This is a genomic window from Pseudarthrobacter sp. GQ63 (assembly GCF_059758765.1).
In genome coordinates this window covers 194,487-213,151 of the sequence record NZ_JCAXEF010000005.1, presented here as the reverse complement: position 1 = coordinate 213,151, position 18,665 = coordinate 194,487, and the positions used below count along the sequence as shown (strand labels likewise).

At 67.4% G+C, this 18,665-nt stretch carries 16 protein-coding genes; 9 read left to right on the top strand and 7 right to left on the bottom strand.

Features of this window, described 5'->3' with window-relative positions:
• Positions 1–116 precede the first annotated feature (116 nt).
• The 3 genes from AC6CHP_RS11545 to AC6CHP_RS11535 are packed head-to-tail and all read right to left on the bottom strand — an operon-like array spanning position 117 to position 3,391.
• A complete protein-coding gene (locus AC6CHP_RS11545; RefSeq protein ID WP_188726756.1) occupies positions 117–1,457 on the bottom strand; it encodes an ABC transporter substrate-binding protein in 1,341 nt (446 codons plus the stop codon).
• A gap of 55 nt (positions 1,458–1,512) precedes the next feature.
• Complete coding sequence (locus tag AC6CHP_RS11540) at positions 1,513–2,439, bottom strand: carbohydrate ABC transporter permease (protein WP_104184734.1); 927 nt, start codon at positions 2,437–2,439, stop codon at positions 1,513–1,515.
• 10 nt (positions 2,440–2,449) lie between these two features.
• Entirely contained in the window at positions 2,450–3,391 is a 942-nt protein-coding gene (locus tag AC6CHP_RS11535; RefSeq protein WP_188726757.1) for a carbohydrate ABC transporter permease, read from the bottom strand.
• A gap of 215 nt (positions 3,392–3,606) precedes the next feature.
• On the opposite strand from AC6CHP_RS11535, the gene AC6CHP_RS11530 reads away from it, so the two are divergent.
• Both AC6CHP_RS11530 and AC6CHP_RS11525 read left to right on the top strand, forming a co-directional pair.
• Complete coding sequence (locus AC6CHP_RS11530) at positions 3,607–4,812, top strand: Gfo/Idh/MocA family protein (protein WP_377194405.1); 1,206 nt, start codon at positions 3,607–3,609, stop codon at positions 4,810–4,812.
• 10 nt (positions 4,813–4,822) lie between these two features.
• Positions 4,823–5,842, top strand: a complete 1,020-nt coding sequence (locus tag AC6CHP_RS11525; protein WP_427115591.1) for a LacI family DNA-binding transcriptional regulator — start codon at positions 4,823–4,825, stop codon at positions 5,840–5,842.
• Between the two features lie 8 nt (positions 5,843–5,850).
• Here the strand turns inward: AC6CHP_RS11525 and AC6CHP_RS11520 are convergent, their stop codons facing one another.
• Positions 5,851–6,639, bottom strand: a complete 789-nt coding sequence (locus AC6CHP_RS11520; protein ID WP_188726764.1) for a DeoR/GlpR family DNA-binding transcription regulator — start codon at positions 6,637–6,639, stop codon at positions 5,851–5,853.
• A 101-nt stretch (positions 6,640–6,740) separates the two neighbouring features.
• Positions 6,741–8,777: an acetate--CoA ligase gene (gene acs, locus AC6CHP_RS11515; protein WP_498229955.1), complete on the bottom strand. Its 2,037-nt coding sequence runs from the start codon at positions 8,775–8,777 to the stop codon at positions 6,741–6,743.
• 408 nt (positions 8,778–9,185) lie between these two features.
• Between acs and AC6CHP_RS11510 the strand changes: the two genes are divergently transcribed.
• The 3 genes from AC6CHP_RS11510 to AC6CHP_RS11500 all read left to right on the top strand — a co-directional run bounded on the left by AC6CHP_RS11510 (position 9,186) and on the right by AC6CHP_RS11500 (position 12,138).
• Positions 9,186–10,601 carry an energy-coupling factor transporter transmembrane component T family protein gene (locus tag AC6CHP_RS11510; protein ID WP_498229953.1) on the top strand — a complete coding sequence of 472 codons (1,416 nt, stop codon included), beginning with the start codon at positions 9,186–9,188 and terminating at the stop codon, positions 10,599–10,601.
• A gap of 68 nt (positions 10,602–10,669) precedes the next feature.
• Positions 10,670–11,464: an endonuclease III gene (gene nth, locus AC6CHP_RS11505; protein ID WP_188728073.1), complete on the top strand. Its 795-nt coding sequence runs from the start codon at positions 10,670–10,672 to the stop codon at positions 11,462–11,464.
• Positions 11,461–12,138: an NUDIX hydrolase gene (locus AC6CHP_RS11500; protein WP_188726769.1), complete on the top strand. Its 678-nt coding sequence runs from the start codon at positions 11,461–11,463 to the stop codon at positions 12,136–12,138. Before nth ends, AC6CHP_RS11500 begins: the two co-directional genes overlap by 4 nt.
• 3 nt (positions 12,139–12,141) lie before the next feature.
• Here the strand turns inward: AC6CHP_RS11500 and AC6CHP_RS11495 are convergent, their stop codons facing one another.
• Together AC6CHP_RS11495 and AC6CHP_RS11490 are read right to left on the bottom strand one after the other, a co-directional pair.
• On the bottom strand, positions 12,142–12,333 hold the full coding sequence (locus AC6CHP_RS11495; RefSeq protein WP_188728075.1) for a YegP family protein: 192 nt from the start codon (positions 12,331–12,333) through the stop codon (positions 12,142–12,144).
• Between the two features lie 159 nt (positions 12,334–12,492).
• Positions 12,493–14,211, bottom strand: a complete 1,719-nt coding sequence (locus AC6CHP_RS11490) for a bifunctional 3'-5' exonuclease/DNA polymerase (protein ID WP_498229950.1) — start codon at positions 14,209–14,211, stop codon at positions 12,493–12,495.
• Between the two features lie 278 nt (positions 14,212–14,489).
• Between AC6CHP_RS11490 and ssd the strand changes: the two genes are divergently transcribed.
• Genes ssd through AC6CHP_RS11470 form a run of 4 tightly spaced genes read left to right on the top strand, consistent with a single transcriptional unit; the run spans position 14,490 to position 18,293 of the window.
• Positions 14,490–15,554, top strand: a complete 1,065-nt coding sequence (gene ssd, locus AC6CHP_RS11485) for a septum site-determining protein Ssd (protein WP_498229979.1) — start codon at positions 14,490–14,492, stop codon at positions 15,552–15,554.
• Positions 15,551–16,909 (top strand): TadA family conjugal transfer-associated ATPase, encoded by a 1,359-nt coding sequence (locus AC6CHP_RS11480; protein ID WP_498229948.1) that lies wholly within the window; start codon positions 15,551–15,553, stop codon positions 16,907–16,909. Before ssd ends, AC6CHP_RS11480 begins: the two co-directional genes overlap by 4 nt.
• Positions 16,906–17,679, top strand: a complete 774-nt coding sequence (locus AC6CHP_RS11475) for a hypothetical protein (RefSeq protein ID WP_498229946.1) — start codon at positions 16,906–16,908, stop codon at positions 17,677–17,679. The genes AC6CHP_RS11480 and AC6CHP_RS11475 overlap by 4 nt, the downstream gene beginning before the upstream one ends.
• Positions 17,676–18,293 carry a type II secretion system F family protein gene (locus AC6CHP_RS11470; protein ID WP_498229944.1) on the top strand — a complete coding sequence of 206 codons (618 nt, stop codon included), beginning with the start codon at positions 17,676–17,678 and terminating at the stop codon, positions 18,291–18,293. The genes AC6CHP_RS11475 and AC6CHP_RS11470 overlap by 4 nt, the downstream gene beginning before the upstream one ends.
• Positions 18,294–18,665: the final 372 nt, after the last annotated feature.

Sequence of the window (18,665 nt, the reverse complement as noted above, 5' to 3'; positions counted from 1 at the left end):
CTCACGCCAAAGAGGGGGAGGTAAGGGGGCTGGATGCCGCCGCCGCGAGGAGGGGACGGCGGCATCCAGCCCAGTGGCTGCGACCACAAACGCAGCCACGGCTTGGGGGCCGGGGCCTACTTGAAGAGGGCGTTGACCTGTTCGTTGGCCTGCGTCAGCGAGCTGGCGGGTGCCTTGCCGGAGACGACGGCGTCCATGGCCGGTTCCATGATGCCCTTGACCTTGGCGGTGTTGTCCGTGATGGGGTACAGGAAGGTGGTGTTGTTCTTGACGTGCTCGGTGAATGCGGTGACGTCAACACCCTTGGCCTGGAAGGCTTCGGCTGCCTTGTCCGAGGATGCCTTGAGTGCGGGGAACACCACGGCCTTGGAGGCTACGACGTCCTGGCAGTCGGCCGAGGCGAGGTACTCAACCCACTTGATGGCGGCGTCCTTCTTCTCGGTTCCGGCCCAGATGGAATCCGCCAGGCCGTTGAACATGGAGGCACGCTCACCCTCGGGGCCCACCGGGGTGGGGGCGATGCCCACCTCGATGCCCTTGTAGCCGGTGTACTGGCCGATCATCCAGGAGCCGTGGGCGTTGATGGCGGACTTGCCGGCAGCGAAGGTGTCAGCCATGCTCGCGCCAACGGTGGTTTCGAGCTTGGGCATGTAGCCCTTGTCCGCCAGCCCGGCGAACCATTCCATGCTTTCCTGGAACGTGGGATCGTCGTAGTTGTACTTGGTGCCCCAAGGGTTCTTGTCCGTGTGGGACCAGCCGGTGGTGTTGGTGAGGTAGCTCCACTCGGTCTGGCCGGAGGAGTCGCCGCCGCCGTTCAGGCCCAGGCCGTAGACGTCCACGTTGTTCTTGTCGAAGCCGGGCTCGTCGCCGCGCTTGCCGTTCTTGTCCACGGTCAGGTGGGCGATGACCTTCTCGTAGCTGCCGCCGTCCTCAGGGTTCCAGGTGAGGTCCTTCATCTGGTCTTCCGGGATGCCGGCGCTGCTGAGCATTGCCTTGTTGTAGAACAGGCCGATGGTGTCCCAGTCCTTGGGCAGGCCGTAGCGCTTGCCGTCCTGGCCCACCCACAGGTCCGCGAGGCCCTCGTTGTAGGCGGAGAGATCGATGTTGTCCTTTTCGACGGCCTCGTCGATGGCCAGGAGCTGCTTGTTGTCGGCCAGCTCGCCGTAGCGTCCCAGGTGGTTGGTGAAGACGTCCGGTGCGGTGCCGCCAACAAAGCCGTTGGTGAGGGTGCTCCAGTAGTCGTCCCAGCCGCGCTGGGTGATCTTGACCGTGATGTCCGGGTTGGCCTTGGTGAAGTCGTCGGCGCACTGCTGGTAGGCGGGCAGCTGGTTGGCGTCCCACAGCCAGTAGCTGATCTCGCCAGTGGCGCTTTCTTCGGAGGAGGAGGATCCGCTGCAGGCAGAGAGGGAGAGTGCCATAGCTGCGGCGACGGCAACGGCGCCGAGGGATTTCTTCATGGTTCTACTTTCCGTTCAGGGTTGAGTTGGCTGGAATGCGATGGGTGGGGATTGCTTATTTGATGCCGGAGAAGCCAATGGAGTTGACGATCTTCTTGCCGAAGGCGGCGAAGAGGATCAGCACCGGGAGGGCCGAAATGAGGGTTGCGGCCATCAGCCCGGACCAGTCCGGTGCCCCCTGTGGGGACTGGGACTTGAAGACGCCGAGGCCCACCTGCAGGACGCGGACATCGTCCTGCGACGCCACGAGCAGGGGCCAGAAGTATTCGTTCCACTGGCCGATGAAGGTGAGCAGCGCCAGCGTGGCGATGGGGGCTGCGGCGTTGGGCAGCACGATCTGGAAGAAGATCCTCAGGTGCTTGGCGCCGTCGAGCATGGCCGCCTCCTCCACTTCGCGTGACATGTTCAGGAAGAACTGCCGGAGGAAGAAGATGGCGAAGGGGGTCATGAACACGTACGGCAGGACCAGGCCGAGCATGGTGTTGAGCAGGTCCAGGTTCTTGATGAGCAGGAAGTTCGGCAGGGCCGTGAAGATCGGCGGGACCAGCATGGTGCCGAGGAACAGGCTGAAGACGGCGTTGCGGCCCTTCCACCGCAGCCGGGAAAAGGCGTAGGCGGCCATGGCGCTGAAGAAGACGGCGCCGGCGGTGGTGATCGAGGAGAAGATGATCGAGTTGCGCAGGTAGAGCCAGAAGTCGATGGCGGCACCGGATCCGCCTTCGGCGACGGCCTCCGCCGGGGACTGCAGTCCGAAAACCCGTTTGAAGGCGCCGAGGGTGAACTCCGCCGGCAGCAGGCTGGTGGCGTTCGAGGCCAGCGCGTTGTTGGTGGACAGCGCGGTGCGCAGGACCCACAGGAAGGGAAGGACGGAGACTGCGATGGCCAGGATGAGGAGTGCCCAGGCGCCGGCGCGGCGGGCGTTGAAAGGACGACGGCGGCGGGTTGCGGCCGGCAGCGGTGCGCGGCGTGCGGTGGTGCTCATGCGGGACTCCTTAGTCCAGGTCCGACTCGTTGCCCTTGAGGAACTTCATCTGGATGAAGGCCACCAGGGCGAGGATGAGGAAGAGAATGACGGCGATGGCGGATCCGTAGCCGAAGTCCGACTCGGTGAAAGCCCGTTGGTAGATGTAGTACTGGATGACCCGGGTGGCGTTGACCGGGCCGCCCGCCGTGGTCACGGCCACGGTGTCGAAGACCTGGAAGGAGCCGATGACGGTCACCACGAGGACCAGGACAAGGACCGGGCGCAGCAGGGGAATGGTGATTTTCCGGAAGGTCTGGAACGCTGATGCGCCGTCCAGTTTGGCCACTTCGTAGACGTGGCTGGGGATGGCCTGGAGGCCGGCGAAGATCAGCAGGGCCGTGTAGCCCATGTGGCGCCAGGTGTTGATCAGTGCCTGGGTGGGAATGGCCCACGCCTCGCTGCCGAAGAACGCGACGCGGGGGAGCCCGCTCCATTCGATGAACTGGTTCACCACGCCGATCTGGTAGTCCAGCATCCAGAACCACAGCAGTGCCGCGATGACGTTGGACATCAGGTACGGCAGGAGCAGGGTGCCCCTGATGATGGTGGACTTGGCCACATTGTGCATCAGGAGGGCCAGGCCCAGGGCCAGTGCCGTCTGGAGGAGGATGTTGAGGAACACGTACTGCCCGGTGACGGCCAGCGAGTTCCAGAACAGCGGGTCCGCAGCGATGGCAACGTAGTTGTCCATGCCGACCCATTCCGGGTCGCCGAGGATGTTGTATTCCGTGAAGCTGAGGTAGATGCCCCGGATGGTGGGCAGGACGTAGAAAACAACGAATCCGATCATCGCCGGTGCGATGAACAGCAGGGCGATCTTGAGGTCCCCGAGGCGGCGGTGGCTTCCCTGCGGCTTCGGGGACGCCGACGCCGCAGGGGCGGACCTGGAGTGTTTGGCAAGGGTGGTCATCTTCGACCCTTTCCTGACTGTGATGGGGGTAACAACTGCGCTGTAATCTACACGAGTAGATTCAGAAGGGCAAGAGGTTACTTTGGGCCCGTAATCCGGGCAATTTGTCCATTCGCTGGCCTGTTGACTCGAGTAGATGGGGATGGAACACTGGAGTTCCTGGAGGACAGCGCTTGCCCGGCGTCTCCCAATCAGCCCCCAACGGAAGGCAAACAATGACGTTTTCACTCGGCGTAGTAGGAGCAGGCCAGTTCGGCAGCCAGTTCGCCCACCTGTTCAACCTCCACCCCGGCGTCAGCGCAGTGTATGTGGCCGACGAGCTTCCGGAGCGGGCAGCAGAGGCCGTGGCCCGGTACGGCCTGGCGGGCGTGAAGGACAGCTTCGACGCGCTCCTCGCCTCCGACGTGGACGCCGTAGCCATCTTCACGCAGCGCTGGACGCATGGTCCCCTGGTGGAGCGAGCCCTGCGTGCCGGCAAGCACGTCTACTCGGCCGTCCCCATGGCGGTCTCGGAAGAAGAGATCGCAGCAATCATCCAGGCCGTCCGTGACACCGGACTGGTGTACATGATGGGTGAGACCAGCTACTACAACCCGGCCACTGTTTATGCCCGCAAGCAGCTCGCTGACGGGAACTTCGGCCGCATCTTCTACGCCGAAGGCGACTACGTCCATGACATGGACCTGGGCTTCTACGAGGCCTACCAGTACAGCGGAGGGGAGCGGTGGAAGGAAACCGCCAGCTACCCGCCCATGCTGTACCCCACCCACGCCGTGGGTGGTGTGCTGGGTGCCGTCCCCGCCCATGCTGTGAGCGTCAGCTGCGTGGGGGTTAAGGATGACCGCAACGACGGCGTCTTTGACAAGGACGTCAGCATGTTCGGGAACGACTTCTCCAACGCCACCGCCCTCTTTGAACTGAACGACGGCGGCGTGATGCGCACCAACGAGATGCGCCGGGTGGGCTACCCCTCACACATCCGCGAGTCCCGGTTCCGGTTCTTCGGAACGGAGGCCAGCTTCGAGCAGCTCGCCAAGGTCTCCGTCTGGCAGGACAAGCACAACGTCCATGACGTCTCCGAGCAGATGGAAACCCGGCCCAGCATCCCCCTCGATGACCCGTCCCTTGCGAACGTAGCACCTGACCTGCGGGACGCCTTCGTCTCCGGCCTGGCCCCGGTCCACGATCCCGGGCGGCTGCCGGAGGAGTTCCGGGGAGCACCCAACGGCCACGAGGGCAGCCATCATTTCCTGGTGGACGACTTTGTGACAGCAGTCAACAACGGCACGCTTCCGCCCGTGAACGCCTGGCTGGCCGCCCGCTTCACGCTCCCGGGAATCGTGGCACACCAGTCGGCCCTGCAAAACGGCGAACGCCTTCCCATCCGTGACTTTGGTGATGCGCCGGGTACCAGTACATAACATGGACAGCATGACTACTCCGGCAGTGCAGGCTTCGCGGGGCCCGGTGACACGCAAGGACGTTGCGAGATACGCCGGCGTCAGCACCGCCGTCGTCAGTTACGTTGTCAACGGCGGGCCAAAGAAGGTGGCGCCCGCCACCGAAGCCAAGGTGCAGGACGCCATCCGAGTCCTCGGCTACCGCCCCAATGCTGCGGCGCGGGCACTCAAACTGGGCTCCAGCGAGACGCTGGGCCTGGTGGTCCCGGATATCTCCAACCCGTTCTTCGCCCTGTTCTCCCACGCCGTCGAGGACGCCGCCGCCGCCCTGGGATACGCACTGGTGCTGGGCAACTCTGACGGAAACCTTGCCAAGGAACGGCGCAATATCCGCAACCTCGCCGCCAGGCAGGTGGATGGCGTGCTGCTGGCCAGTGTCCTTTTCGAACCCGACCTGGAAGTCCTGGAAACGGCCGAGATCCCCTCGGTGCTGCTCAACCAGGAACGGGACGCCCCCGGTTTCAACAGCATCGGCGTGGACCTCGCAGCCGGTGCCCGGATCGCCGTGGAACACCTGATCGGCCACGGCCACACCAACATCGGCCTCGCCATGGGTACCAACGTTTCCGGCGCCACTGACGGCCGTGAAGTGGGCTGGCGGGAGGCCCTGCAGGAGGCGGGCCTGCCCGAGGGGCCGATTGTGTACAGCGCCTTCACCCGTCCCGGCGGCTACACGGCCGGGCAGCGCCTCCTGGCCTCCGTCAACCGGCCCACGGCCATCTTTGCCACCTCGGACATGCAGGCCATCGGGCTGCTCCGCGCGGTCCATGAAGCCGGGCTGTCCGTCCCGGGCCAGATGGCCGTGGCGTCCTTTGACGGTTCTGCCGAGTCCGAATACTCCTGGCCGCCGCTGACCACGGTAGAGCAGCCCGTGGCCGCCATGGCGGAAGCGGCGGTAGCGGCGCTGGTGGGTGCCAGCCGCGGCGAGAAGCCCCGGCACCGGATCTTTCCCACCACGCTGCGCGTCCGCCAGTCCTGCGGCTGCCCCTAGGAACGCCTCTAGACAGCTGCGAGCCGCAGCCTACCCACCTGTTCCTGGAGGATGCGCTGGGCTTCGGCCCCCAGCCCGGAATCGCTGATGACCTCATCCGCCTCGTCCAGCGAGGCGATGGAACTGATGCCCAGTAAGCCCCACTTCGTATGGTCGGCGAGGACCACAGTCTTGCGCGCAGCGGCCACGAAGGCCCGGTCCGTTTCCGCTTCGAGCAGGTTTGGGGTGGTGAAGCCGGCGTCGGCATCCATCCCGTGGACGCCAAGGAACAGCACGTCCAGGTGCAGCTGCTTGAGGGCGCCGGTGGCGATGGGGCCCACCAGGGCGTCAGAGGGCGTGCGCTCTCCGCCAATGAGGATCACCGTGGAGGCGTACCGGGCAGAACCGGCCGACGCCGCGTGGTGGAAGAGGTCTGCGATACGGACCGAGTTGGTGACCACCGTGATCTGCGGGCCGCTCACCAGTTCCTTGGCCAGTGCCCAGGTGGTGGTTCCGGCGCTGAGCCCCACAGCCATGCCCTCCTGCACCAGCGAGGCCGCCTCCACCGCGATGGCGCGTTTCTCCGCCGTCAGCTGCGTCGATTTGAGGTCGAATCCGGGCTCGTGGGTGCTGGTGTCTCCCGGGATTTTCGCGCCGCCATGGATGCGCTCCAGGCGGCCGCCCTCCTCCAACACCTCGATGTCACGGCGGACCGTCATCAGGGACACACCCAGCTGCTGGGCCAGGTCGGACACCCGGACAACCCGCTCCCGCTGGAGAGCATCCAAAATGGCCTGGTGGCGGGCGACGGCGAGCATCAGGGCGATCCTTCAGGGCAGGGGGCGGGTCTGCTCCCAGCATACGACGACGGCGGCGCCCGGCTGTGAGCCAGGCGCCGCCGTCGTAAAGTCCCCTTCCCCTATTTCCTGAGGGACGCTGCGATCTGCTGCATGATGGTCGGGTCCGAGAGGGTGGTGGCGTCTCCCGGGTCCCGGCCTTCGGCGACGTCCTTGAGCAGGCGCCGCATGATCTTGCCGGAGCGGGTCTTGGGCAGTTCCGGGACCACCAGGATGGCCTTTGGCTTGGCGATGGGCCCGATCTCCTTGCCCACGTGGTTCCGGAGTTCCTGGACGATGGCGTCCCCGGAATCCACGGCGTCACCGCGGAGGATGACGAACGCGACGACGGCCTGGCCGGTGGTTTCGTCCGCCGCGCCCACCACGGCGGCCTCGGCCACGGCGGGGTGGGACACCAGTGCGGATTCGATTTCGGTGGTGGAGAGCCGGTGTCCGGAGATGTTCATGACGTCATCCACCCGGCCCAGGAGCCAGATGTCGCCGTCCTCGTCCTTCTTGGCGCCGTCTCCGGCGAAATACATGGTTTCGAACCGGGACCAGTAGGTGTCCTTGAAGCGTTCGGGATCGCCCCAGATGCCGCGGAGCATGGCGGGCCAGGGCTCCCGGATCACCAGGAAGCCGCCGTGGCCGTTGGGCACGGATTCGCCCATTTCGTCCACCACGTCCACCGCAATGCCGGGCAGCGGGACTTGGGCGGAGCCCGGCTTGGTGGCGGTAACCCCGGGGAGCGGCGCGATCATCTGGGCGCCGGTCTCGGTCTGCCACCAGGTGTCCACGATGGGGGTCTTGTCCCCGCCGATGACCTTCCGGTACCACATCCAGGCCTCGGGATTGATGGATTCGCCCACGGAGCCAAGGACCCGGAGGGAGGACAGATCGTACTTGTCCGGGATCTCCCTGCCCCACTTCATGAACGTCCGGATGGCGGTGGGGGCGGTGTAGAGGATGGACACCTTGTACTTCTCGATGATTTCCCACCAGCGGCCCTGGTGCGGGGAGTCCGGGGTGCCCTCGTACATCACCTGGGTGGCGCCGTTGACGAGCGGGGCGTAAGCGACGTAGGAGTGGCCGGTGACCCAGCCGACGTCGGCCGTGCACCAGTACACGTCCGTTTCGGGGTGCAGGTCGAAGACCGCCTTGTGCGTGTACGCGGTCTGGGTGAGGTACCCGCCGGTGGTGTGCAGGATGCCCTTGGGCTTTCCGGTGGTCCCGGAGGTGTAGAGGATGAACAGCGGGTGCTCGGAATCGTGGCCCACGGCGGTGTGCTCCGCGGATGCGGCGCCCACCGTGTCGGCCCACCAGTGGTCCCGGCCCTCATGCCAGTCCACATCCTGGCCGTTGCGCTTGACCACCACCACGTTCTGCACCGTGTGGCCGTCTCCATCTCCCTTGTGGGCCAGCGCTTCATCGACGGCGGGCTTCAGGGCGCTGGGCTTGCCGCGCCGGTACGTGCCGTCCGCGGTGACCACGAGCTTGGCTTCGGCGTCGTCGATCCGTGAGCGCAGGGCCTCGGAGGAGAAACCGCCGAACACCACGGAGTGCACGGCACCGATCCGGGCGCAGGCCAGGAGGGTGATGACGGCCTCGGGGATCATCGGCAGGTACACGGCAACGCGGTCGCCCTTGGCAACTCCGAGGGACTCGAAGGCGTTGGCGGCCTTCTTTACTTCCTCGGTCAGCTGGGCATAGGTGTAGGTGCTGGTGTCTCCGGGTTCGCCCTCGAAGTGGATGGCTACCCTGTCTCCCAGGCCGTTCTCCACGTGGCGGTCCAGTGCGTTGTAGGCGGCGTTGACCTCCCCGCCGACGAACCATTTGGCAAAGGGCGGGTTGGACCAGTCAAGTGCCTGGTCAAAGTCCCTGTTCCACGTCAGCAGCTCACGGGCCTTCTTCGCCCAGAACGCGGGACGGTCTGCATTGGCGTCCTCGTACTCCGCGGCGGTGACGACGGCGTCAGCAGCGAACTCGGGTGAAGGCGCAAACTTGCGGGTCTCATGAAGCAGGTTTTCAAAGGCATCGCCCTGCCCAGCTCCCTTGGCTGACCCGGGCTGCCCTGTGCTTGCGGAAGCGTCTACGACGGCGCTTGTAGTGTCCTGGGACATGTGAACCTCATCATTCATCGATCTTTGCTGGGCGGGATGTCCGCTGTCCGGGCTCCGCCGCCTGCACGACGTCGGGCCCCGGCTGGTCACGGACATTCCGCAAAGAGCTGTTCCGGAATCAAGACTAATGCTTTGGCTGGCGGTGATGTGTGCGGTGTCACACGGCAGCCCGTGAACGGCATTTATTAAGCGGTGAATGGTTTTCCAGGGCAGCTGGCTGCCGCCCCCGCGGTGCGTGGCCAGCTAGTGATCGGCCTGGCCCTTGACTAGGCTGGGATGGAATTGTGACTTCACTGCGGACCGTGTTGGCCAGGCACCACAAAGGCCTGGCCACGCCGGAACCGCCGTCAAGACGGCACGATGTCGGGACCACACAGGGCCCGGTGCCGCCACGCTAAGGAGAGCAGAATGAACCAGCAAAGCTTCGGCCAGAAGACCGGCCCCGACACGGCAGATTCCGGCCACGGTGCCGGAACCGCTGAAGGGCCAGGCTCCCAGGCCGCCGCGGGTAAGGCCCCCGCCGCAGGCAAGGCCTCCAACGCCAACGAGGCAGTGCTGGGTCCGTTCACCATCCGGGACCTGACCGTCTTCGGCGGCACGCTGATCCTTTTTGTTGCCTCCCTGCTGCCGATCTTCGGCGCCCGGTACAACCTCTGGAACCTTAACAACCTGTTCTTCCTGGGGCTGGGCATCGTCCTGCCCCTGATCGTCAGCGCGCTCTTTGCAGCCCGCAGGCTGTCCCCGGCCACGAAGATCCGGATCGGCTCCCTGTCCATCGACCAGTTCGCATCAGTGGTTGCGTCCTTCGCGGTGGCCTTCTTCTTTGTCTCTGTGGCGGGCGCCTACGTACCCAGCCTCCTGGTGGGCCTGATCGGCTCCCTGGTCCTCTTCGCGGCGACAGTGCTGGGCCGTTTCCTGCCATATCTGTCCAGTGATTTCCAGGACCGCGCCGAGGTGCCCGCCCACGTGGTGGCCCGTGAGGCCGCTGTTCCCACCCAGAAACCCCGCGCCCCCAAGAAGCCGACGGCAGAAACCGCTCCGGGGTCCAAAGACTCCAGGCCCGGCTCGAAGATCCTCTCCGGCGGGGGGCTGTTCGGCGGCGTCGGCGCAGGATCCTCGGCGGTGCAGCCCGGATCAGCTGACGAGCCGGCACCAGCGGGGCACCAGGGTCCGGCGGCGCAGCAGGCGTCCCCGCGTCCTGGCGGACAAACCGCGGCGGCCCATGCCCCTGCCACGGCAGCCGTCCCCACCGCTGCTGCGCCTGTCTCCACCGCCCCCGAGGTATCCGACTGGACTCCCGCAGGCGACCCGGGCCCCGCAACCCAGGCGGCCGACGTCGTACGCACCTCTTCAACGCCCGCCGCTGAGGAAACCCGGCGGGGGGATGTTCCGGCAGCCGCCGGCGCCGGTTCAGCCGCTGCCGCAGCGGATCACGACGCCGCGGCAAACCACGACGGCGGTACGCACCCGGCTGCCCCGTCCGGCCAGGGCACCTCCTCCGCACAGGGCGCGCGGAGCGGCTGGGAGCCGACGCCTGCCACCGCAGTGCACCAGCAGGTCCGGACTGAGGAGCCCATCGGCGCCACGGTGGATCCCTCAACCCGTCCGGATGAATCGGAAGAACAGCCCATCCACGAGGCTTTCTGGTTTGCCGTCGCGCAGCACCGCACCGCCTATGACCCGCGCACAGGGGCTCCGGCGTTCGTTATCGAACCCGGCGGCTGGGTCCTGGCGCTCGAGGACCGTGGCCACGAGTTCCTGGTCCAGCACACTGACGGCCGGCTGGGCGTCCTGCGGGACCTCAGCAACATCGAGCGCGGCTGACCTCCATGGGCGAGGCCAGGGCTCCCAGGGCCGGCGGAAACAAGGCATCCGCCGGCCAGGTGGCCGGCATGCCCGTGGTGTCCTCCGAGTCCGTGCTGGCACTGAAAAGGCGGGCCCGGCGGATCAACAGGGCCCTGGCGGAGAAATACCCGTACGCCCATGCGGAGCTTGATTTCCGCAACCCGTTCGAACTGCTCGTGGCCACGGTCCTTTCGGCCCAGACCACGGACGTCACTGTCAACCAGGTCACCAGGGTGTTGTTCGCCCGCTACCCGGACGCGCGGGCTCTGGCCGAGGCGGATCCCGCGGACCTTGAGACGATCCTCAAGCCCACCGGGTTCTTCCGGGCCAAGTCCAGGAACGTCATTGCCCTGTGCACCCGCCTGGTGGACGAATACAACGGGGTGGTCCCGGGCCGGCTGGAGGACCTGGTCACGCTTCCCGGCGTGGGACGCAAAACGGCCAACGTGGTGCTCGGCAACGGCTTCGGCATCCCCGGCATCTCGGTGGACACCCACTTCGCCCGGCTGGCCAACCGCTTCGGCTGGACGCAGTCTGATGACCCCGTCCAGATCGAGCATGACGTGGCCGAGCTGTTCGACCGCAAGGACTGGACCATGCTGTCCCACCGGGTGATCTTCCACGGACGGCGGGTATGCCACGCGCGCAAGCCCGCGTGCGGAGCCTGCCCCGTGGCCACCTGGTGCCCCAGTTTCGGGCTGGGCGAAACAGACCCCGCGAAGGCAGCCAAGCTCCTGAAGTACGAGCTCGCGCCCGGCAGCGAGGCGCTGCTGGATCAGTTGCTGGCCGAGACCCACAGGGCCGCCGAAATCCGGATGGCATCCCAGCAGAGGACACCGTGAGCGCGCGCGAGGACCTGCTGCAACTGGCACACCGGGCGGAATCCGGAACCGCTGCCGCGCCCGATCCCCTCTGGGCAGCCCTGACGGTTGATGCCGAACAGGCCAGGAGGGCGGCGGTGCTGATGCTCTTTGGCACCCTTGATGACGTCCCGGCTGTCTCGGGCAAGCCCCTGGCACCGGCCGATCTTGACGTCCTCCTGCTGGAACGCGCCCACACCCTGGGTTCGCACCCGGGGCAGGTGGCGTTCCCGGGCGGCGCCATTGACGCCCGGGAAACGCCGGTTCAGGCAGCTTTGCGCGAGGCCGAAGAGGAAACCGGCCTTGATGCGGGCGGCGTTGAGGTACTTGGCACCCTGCAGGAACTGGGGCTCGCCCACAGCAACTTCCTGGTCACCCCGGTGCTGGGCTGGTGGCGCTTGCCGTCACCCGTCCGTGTGGTGGACTATGCCGAGTCGGCCCAGGTGTTCCGGGTCCCCGTCCGTGACCTGCTGGACCCGGACAACCGCGTAATGGCAACCGTCCACCGTGCCGGGCGCAGCTTCGACAGCCCTGCCTTCACGGTGAACGGTGTAGTGGTGTGGGGTTTTACCGGAATTGTCCTGAACGGGTTGTTCGAGCAGCTGGGCTGGGCCGTTCCGTGGGACCGGAGCCGGCTCCACCGGATGGGCGTCTAGCCCTCAGGCCTGCTGCTGGCGGAGATCCACCACAATTCCTGTGGCGGCGTTCTCCCGTACTGCCTTGACGCCCTCAAGCACTGTGTTGAGGGACTTGAACTTGGGTGAGACGGCAACCGTGTTGCCCTCTGCGTCAGTGAGCCGCAGCCGGTAGGACTCGTCGCCTACTCGATGAATTTCGAACCTGCCCGCCATATGCCGGACCTCCCCTGGAATGCGTCGTTGCATCAGCTTTTGACCGATCTGCCTCAGTCGCCACTCCGACCATAGCCCGCGTCACAAGCCTCTGGCGAGCTACTCCCGGGTAGGTTACTTAGGGGGTCGCGACGTCCTTGCAGCGCCGGAGTGGCGGACCTATTTCGCATTGTCGTAGGAATCAACAACGGCCACACTGACGGGAAACTCCACCGGGATTGGCCCGAACAGCAGTTCCTTGGCGGCGCTGGCCGCCTCTTCGATGGCCGCGATGCAGGCGTCCACCGCTTCCGCCGGCGCATGAACCATCACCTCGTCATGCAGGAAGAAGACGAGTTCGGCGTTGACGTGACCGTCGGTCCGGAGGGTGCGCAGCCGGCGTCGTAATTCCGCCAGCCAGCACGCCGCCCAGTCTGCAGCCGAACCTTGGACAACAAAGTTGCGGGTGAAGCGACCCCGCGAACGGGCGATCGATTCAGCCCGCCGCTGCTCCTCGGCAGAGGCGGACCTCTGGCTCTGGAACCACCGCTCCGACGGCGGCGGGCTGCTCCGCCCCAGCCGGGTGGTGACCGTTCCGCCGGCCTCGCCTGTGCGGGCCGCCTGCTCAACAAAGTCCACTGCCCGGGGAAAAGTTCTTGCGAGCTGCGGCATGAGGCGGCCGGCCTCGCCGGAGGTGGCGCCGTACATGGCCCCCAGCAAAGCCATCTTCGCTTTCGCCCGGTCCCCGCCGAATCCCTTGGCAGCAATGCCCGCGTAGAGGTCCTGGTTACGGGCGGCCTCTGCCATGGAAGGGTCGCGGGCGAGGGCCACCAGGACGCGCGGTTCCAGCTGGGAGGCGTCCGCGACGATGAGCTTGTAGCCCGGATCGGCATGGACTGCGCCGCGGATCTGGCGCGGAATTTGAAGGGCGCCGCCGCCGCGCGACGCCCAGCGGCCGGACACCACGCCCCCCACCACGTACTCGGGCCGGAACCGGCCGCCGTCCACCCAGGCGTCCAGCCAGGCCCAGCCGTTGGCTGTGTGCAGGCGGGAGAGCTGCTTGTAGGCCAGCAACGGCTCGATGGCGGGGTGGGTGGATTCCCTTAGCTCCCACTTCCTGGTGCTTTTGACCTCTATCCCGTTGCGGTGCAGGGCACGCATCAGATCCTGCGGGGAGTCAGGATTCAGCGTGGGTGCGTTCAGGAGTCCGCGCAGCTCCTGGTTCAGCGCCTCAAGCCTGGCCGGGCGCTGTCCCAGGGGAGGCCGGGGGCCGAGGTGGTCGGCGAGGATCTGCCCGTGGAGGTCTTCGCGCCAGGGGACGCCGGCGTGCTGCATCTCGGCGGCGATCATGGCCCCTGCGGACTCGGCCGCCAGCAGCAGCTGCAGACGGTTCCGCCGGTTCTCCTCCGGGCTAACCGCGGCCAGCGCCACCTGCTGGGCAGCGTATTCAGCACGAAGGTCTTCCGGGCTGCGGGGTTTTTCCGGCCGGATCGCGGGAGCATCGAACAGGGCGCCCTGGTCTGCGGGGGGAGGCGGCGGCTGCAGCGTCCGGGGCGGCTGGAGTGGATCCTCAACCATCACGCGTTCCGCGTTCCTGGCGTAGTCCGTGTGCCCCGTGAACCGGGAGAACGCCAGGATGTTGCCGCAGAGGCTGAGGTCGTAGCACCGCTCCAGCTCGACGCCGGCTGCCAGCAGGGCCGGGTACCAGTCCTGGGTGCGGTGCCAGATCCAACGGGGCGGCTGCCCGCCCGGCCGGCGGCTTTCGAAGTGACGAACGACGGCAGGAAGATCGCCGAAGCTGACCAGCCGGGGTTCGGGCGTGGCCGGCAGGGGCTGTCCAGCCTGAGTGAGTTCCTGCAGGGCCGCGCCGTGGGGGTGGGCGGCGAACAGCAGGTACATGGTCCCATTCTGCCTTGTTTCCAGGGCTGCCCGTGCCCGGCGGCGCGGGGTTGCTGGCTTGCCGGAGTTGGTTTTCCACATACGGGGCTGGACCCCTTACCCGCTGTGTTTTAGGGGCGGAGAGTGGCTTTATGAGCAGGCACCAGCTGATCCCTTCCCACCCTGACCCTTCCCACTCCGGTGCCGTCAGCGGCCCGCTCGGGGAGGGTCCGCCGGGACTCTCACGGCCTGGTGTCCCCGGGCCGGTGGGGGCTGCCGGGGTAGACGGGGACGCCTGGCTGCCGGACGGTGGTGATGACATCCTGCTGGTGACGTCCTCCACCGTCCTTCGTGCGGAGGTGGAGCGGATCGTGGCGGCTGCAGGGGCGCAGCTGCGCGTTGCAGCCACTGCAGCAGAGGGAGGCAGGCATTGGGACGGGGCGGCAGCCGTGCTGGTGGGAAGCGACATCCGGGAGCTGCCCCCGCGACGGCGGGCCCCGGCTGTCCTGGTGGGACTCGACGGCGAAGGTGACAGCCTGTGGCATCTCGCGGCTGTCCTCGGCGCGGAACGGGTTGCTGTCCTGCCGGATGCTGCAGCTTGGCTCGCCGACCATCTCAGCCGGTCCCGTTCACCCGGTCCAGGCGGGGTGATCCTGGGCGTGACCGGCGGCTGCGGGGGTGCCGGTGCCACCACGGCTGCGATTTGGATCGCCCAGGCGGCGGCCGGGCTCGGAGCCCGGGTGCTGCTGGTGGATGGAGATCCCTGGGGCGGCGGGCTGGAACTGGCCCTGGCCGCCGAAGAGAACCCCGGCCTGCGCTGGCCCGACCTTTCCGAGGCCAGGGGCAGCATCGATCCCATCCAGCTTGCGGACTCGCTGCCTGTTGCGGGCGGGTTCTCGTTCCTGTCGTGGCCTGCCAGCCGGGAGCAGCCGGTACCCGTCGCCGCTGCCGCCACCGCAGGCATCCTTGATGCTGCCCGCCGCGGGTATGAGCTGGTGGTGGTGGACATTGGCCGGGGAGCCGACCCCATCCATACGTTCGCCTGGGACTGCGACCGCATCGCCATGGTGGTTCCGGCGCAGCTTAAGGCTGCTGTCGCCGCCGTGCGGCTGCTCCAGGAGTTTCCTCCGGTTGAGGCTGCCCTCCTGATCCGTGGCAAGTCCGGCGCAGCGCTGGATGGTCCCCTGATCGCCGAGGCCATCGGACTTCCGGTCCAGGGACGGGTGCCTGAGCTGCGCGGAGTTGCTGGAGCCATGGAATCAGGCCGCCTCCTTGAGCTGGGAAAGCGCCGGGCGGTCCGGCATTTCGCGGCTTCCGTGCTGGATCTCCTCGGGGACGGGCTGGCTCCGGGAGAACCCGAATGAGTTACTCTGGGCCCGGCGCTGGGGCGCCGGGCGCAGAGACGGGAGACCGCCGGCGGGCGCGGATCCTGGACACGGGCCAGGACAGTCCCCGGCAGGACAGGCCGCGCCTGGACAGTCCCCGCCGGGAGGGCGGGTTCCCGGGTGAACCCGGGCCCGGCGAAGGGCGCCGGCGTGAACGCCGCACAGGTGCGCGGCAGGCTGTTGACCTGGGACTCCTCGAGTCCGTGCGGGAGTCCATGATGTCGGACGCGGCCGCGGTGACGCCTTCGCGGGTGGCTGCGGCGGTGCAGGCCACGGGGAGGCTTTTGGGCACGGCGGGTTCACTTGCCGCCGTGGAGCGGATCAGCGCCGAGCTGAACGGCCTGGGGCCGCTGCAGGCTCTCACCCGGGACCCGGCCGTGACGGACATCTTTGTGAATGCTCCCGGGTCCGTGTGGGTGGACAGGGGCCGCGGCATCGAGCTGGTGACCGTGGCCTTCGACAACGAGGCCCAGCTCCGGGCGTTGGCCTGCCGGCTCGTGGCGGCAGGCGGCAGGCGGCTTGACGACGGCTCACCCTGCGTGGACGTGCGGCTGGCCGGAGGCTACCGTGTCCATGCCGTGCTCCCGCCCGTCTCTACGGCCGGGACGCTGCTCAGCATCCGGATCCGGCGCGAACGTGTTTTCACGATGGATGAGCTGCGGGACAGCGGCATGTTCAGCTACGGACTGCAGCGTGTTCTGGAACGGGTGGTGGAGCGCAGGCTGAGCTTCCTCATCAGTGGGGCCACCGGGTCCGGCAAGACCACCCTGCTCTCCACGCTCCTTGGACTGTGCAGTCCGGCAGAGCGGTTGGTCCTCATCGAGGATGCCTCGGAACTGAATCCTGTCCATCCGCATGTCGTGTCCCTGGAGTCACGCCACGGAAACCTGGAGGGCGGCGGCGAGGTGGATCTTGGCGATCTCGTCCGGCAGGCGCTGCGCATGCGGCCGGACAGGCTGGTGGTGGGTGAATGCCGCGGCGCGGAAGTCCGGGAGCTGCTCACTGCCATGAACACCGGACACAGCGGCGGGGGCGGGACTATCCATGCGAATACTGCCGCTGCTGTTCCCGCCCGGCTCACTGCGCTCGGTGCGCTCGCCGGAATGAATCCTGACGGCGTGAGGCTTCAGGCAGCGAGCGCGCTGGACGTGGTCATCCACGTTGACAGGACTCACCGGGGCCGGGCAGTGGCGTGCGTGGGCCTGATCGGGGACGGCCCCGGCGGACTCATCGTCCAGCCTGCCCTGGAAAGTGTTGAAGATAGGGTGGCCGCCGGCCCCGGATGGACGGCGCTGGCGGCACGGTTGGGGCTTGACCCGGGACCGCCCGCATGATCCTCCTACTTGTCGTTTCCCTGGTACTGGCTGCGGTGCTGCTTGCCAGGCCACCACTGGGTGCCCCCGCCAGGTTGCGCCGCACGGGCGCGTCCGGCCCGGTTCCGGGGCCAAAAGAGCCCTCAAGGGGCGGCTTTGCGGGAAAGCTGCGTGGCGCCGGGAGGGGATCAGAACGGCCTGCGGCCCCCATGACCCTGGTGGTACAGCAACTCGCCGCGCTGCTCAAAGGCGGCCGCACGCCGGCGCGGCTCTGGGAGGAGATCTGGGGCGTCTATGGTTCTTCCGGCTCGCATGCGTACGGCCTGTCCGCGGGATCCGGTGCCATGCTGGCCGCCGCGCGTGCTGCGGCCGGCCGCGGCATTCCCGTTTCGGAAGCCATCCGCCGGGCGTCGCCGTCCGCTTTTCCTCGGCGGGACAGGGAGTCCCGCATCTGGTCGGAGCTCGCGGCCTGCTTCGATATCGCGGAAGCAAGCGGCTGTCCGCTCGCAGACGTGCTGACCAGGTTCGCCGCGCAGCTTGAAGTGGAAGACGACGCCGACGCGGCCCGCCAGACGGCCCTGGCCGGACCAAAGGCCACCGTCAGCCTCCTGACCTGGCTGCCGCTGATGGGGCTGGGCCTGGGAATGGCCCTGGGTGTGGACCCACTCGCCATCCTGCTCGGAACACCCTGGGGACTCGCAGCACTGGCAGCCGGAGCCGGCCTGACAGTGGCCGGGCGCTTGTGGTCTGCCCGGCTGGTGGCCGCGGCAGCAGGGGCTGGAGCGCCATGAGCCCGCCTTCCGCTGTAGTGCTCGCGCTCTTCCTTACCCTGGCCGCGGCGGCAGCCCTGGCCGGAAGCGGGCGGGGCAGGCCCCGCAAGCGGCTGCTCAGCCGGTCCTCCGGTGCCACGTGCCGCGGCGCGAAGGCCTCCGCCGGTGACGGAGGGAATATGTCCGGCCCTGCGCCCGAAGGGCTGAGGGACACCGCCATGATGCTCGAACTGGTGGCCGCCATGCTGGACGCCGGATCGGGCATCGGCCGTTCACTCGAACTGGTGGCCGCCTCGGCTTCTGACCGGTACAGCGGCGCACTTCGGCCGGTTGTGGCGGCACTGGCAATAGGGGCCGATTGGGAAACCGCATGGCGCAGCAGCGCGGTCCGACTCCCCGAGGTCCTGGAACTACGCGACGCCCTGGGGTTCGCGGCGCTGACAGGTGCTCCCTCGTCAGCGATTCTCTACGCGCAGGCGGCACGGCTCCGCCGGGAGAGGTTCCGTGCAGCGGAGAAGCGCGCGGCATCACTGGGCGTGAAGCTGGTGGTTCCGCTGGGCCTCTGCTCCCTTCCGGCCTTCATCTGCCTGGGCGTGGTTCCTGTGCTGCTTGCCCTGGTGCCTTCCGGGTCCTAGGCGTCCGTGTCTTCTCCTCCACACGGGGGAAAGCGTTGAGCTTTTCCACTTACGAACCCGCGGGCCTTACCGCGCCAGGCAAGGCCCGGAAGAGTCAAGAAAGCCGGCAACACTACCGGCCCAAAGGAAGGAAACACCACATGTCCACTCATTACCGCCGCCGCTACGCTGGCGGAGCCACTGCGCCCGCCGCTGCCCGCGCCGCCTCTCGGGAACACCGCGGCACCGGCCGCCGCGGCCTCCGCGCCGGGGGCAGCAGCCCGTTGACCGCCCACACCGCGGAACTGTATCCGGGTGCAGACGCGCCGCGGACCAGCAAGGGTAGGGTCCGGCTCCTCGGATCAGAGGCAGGGATGGCAACCGCCGAATACG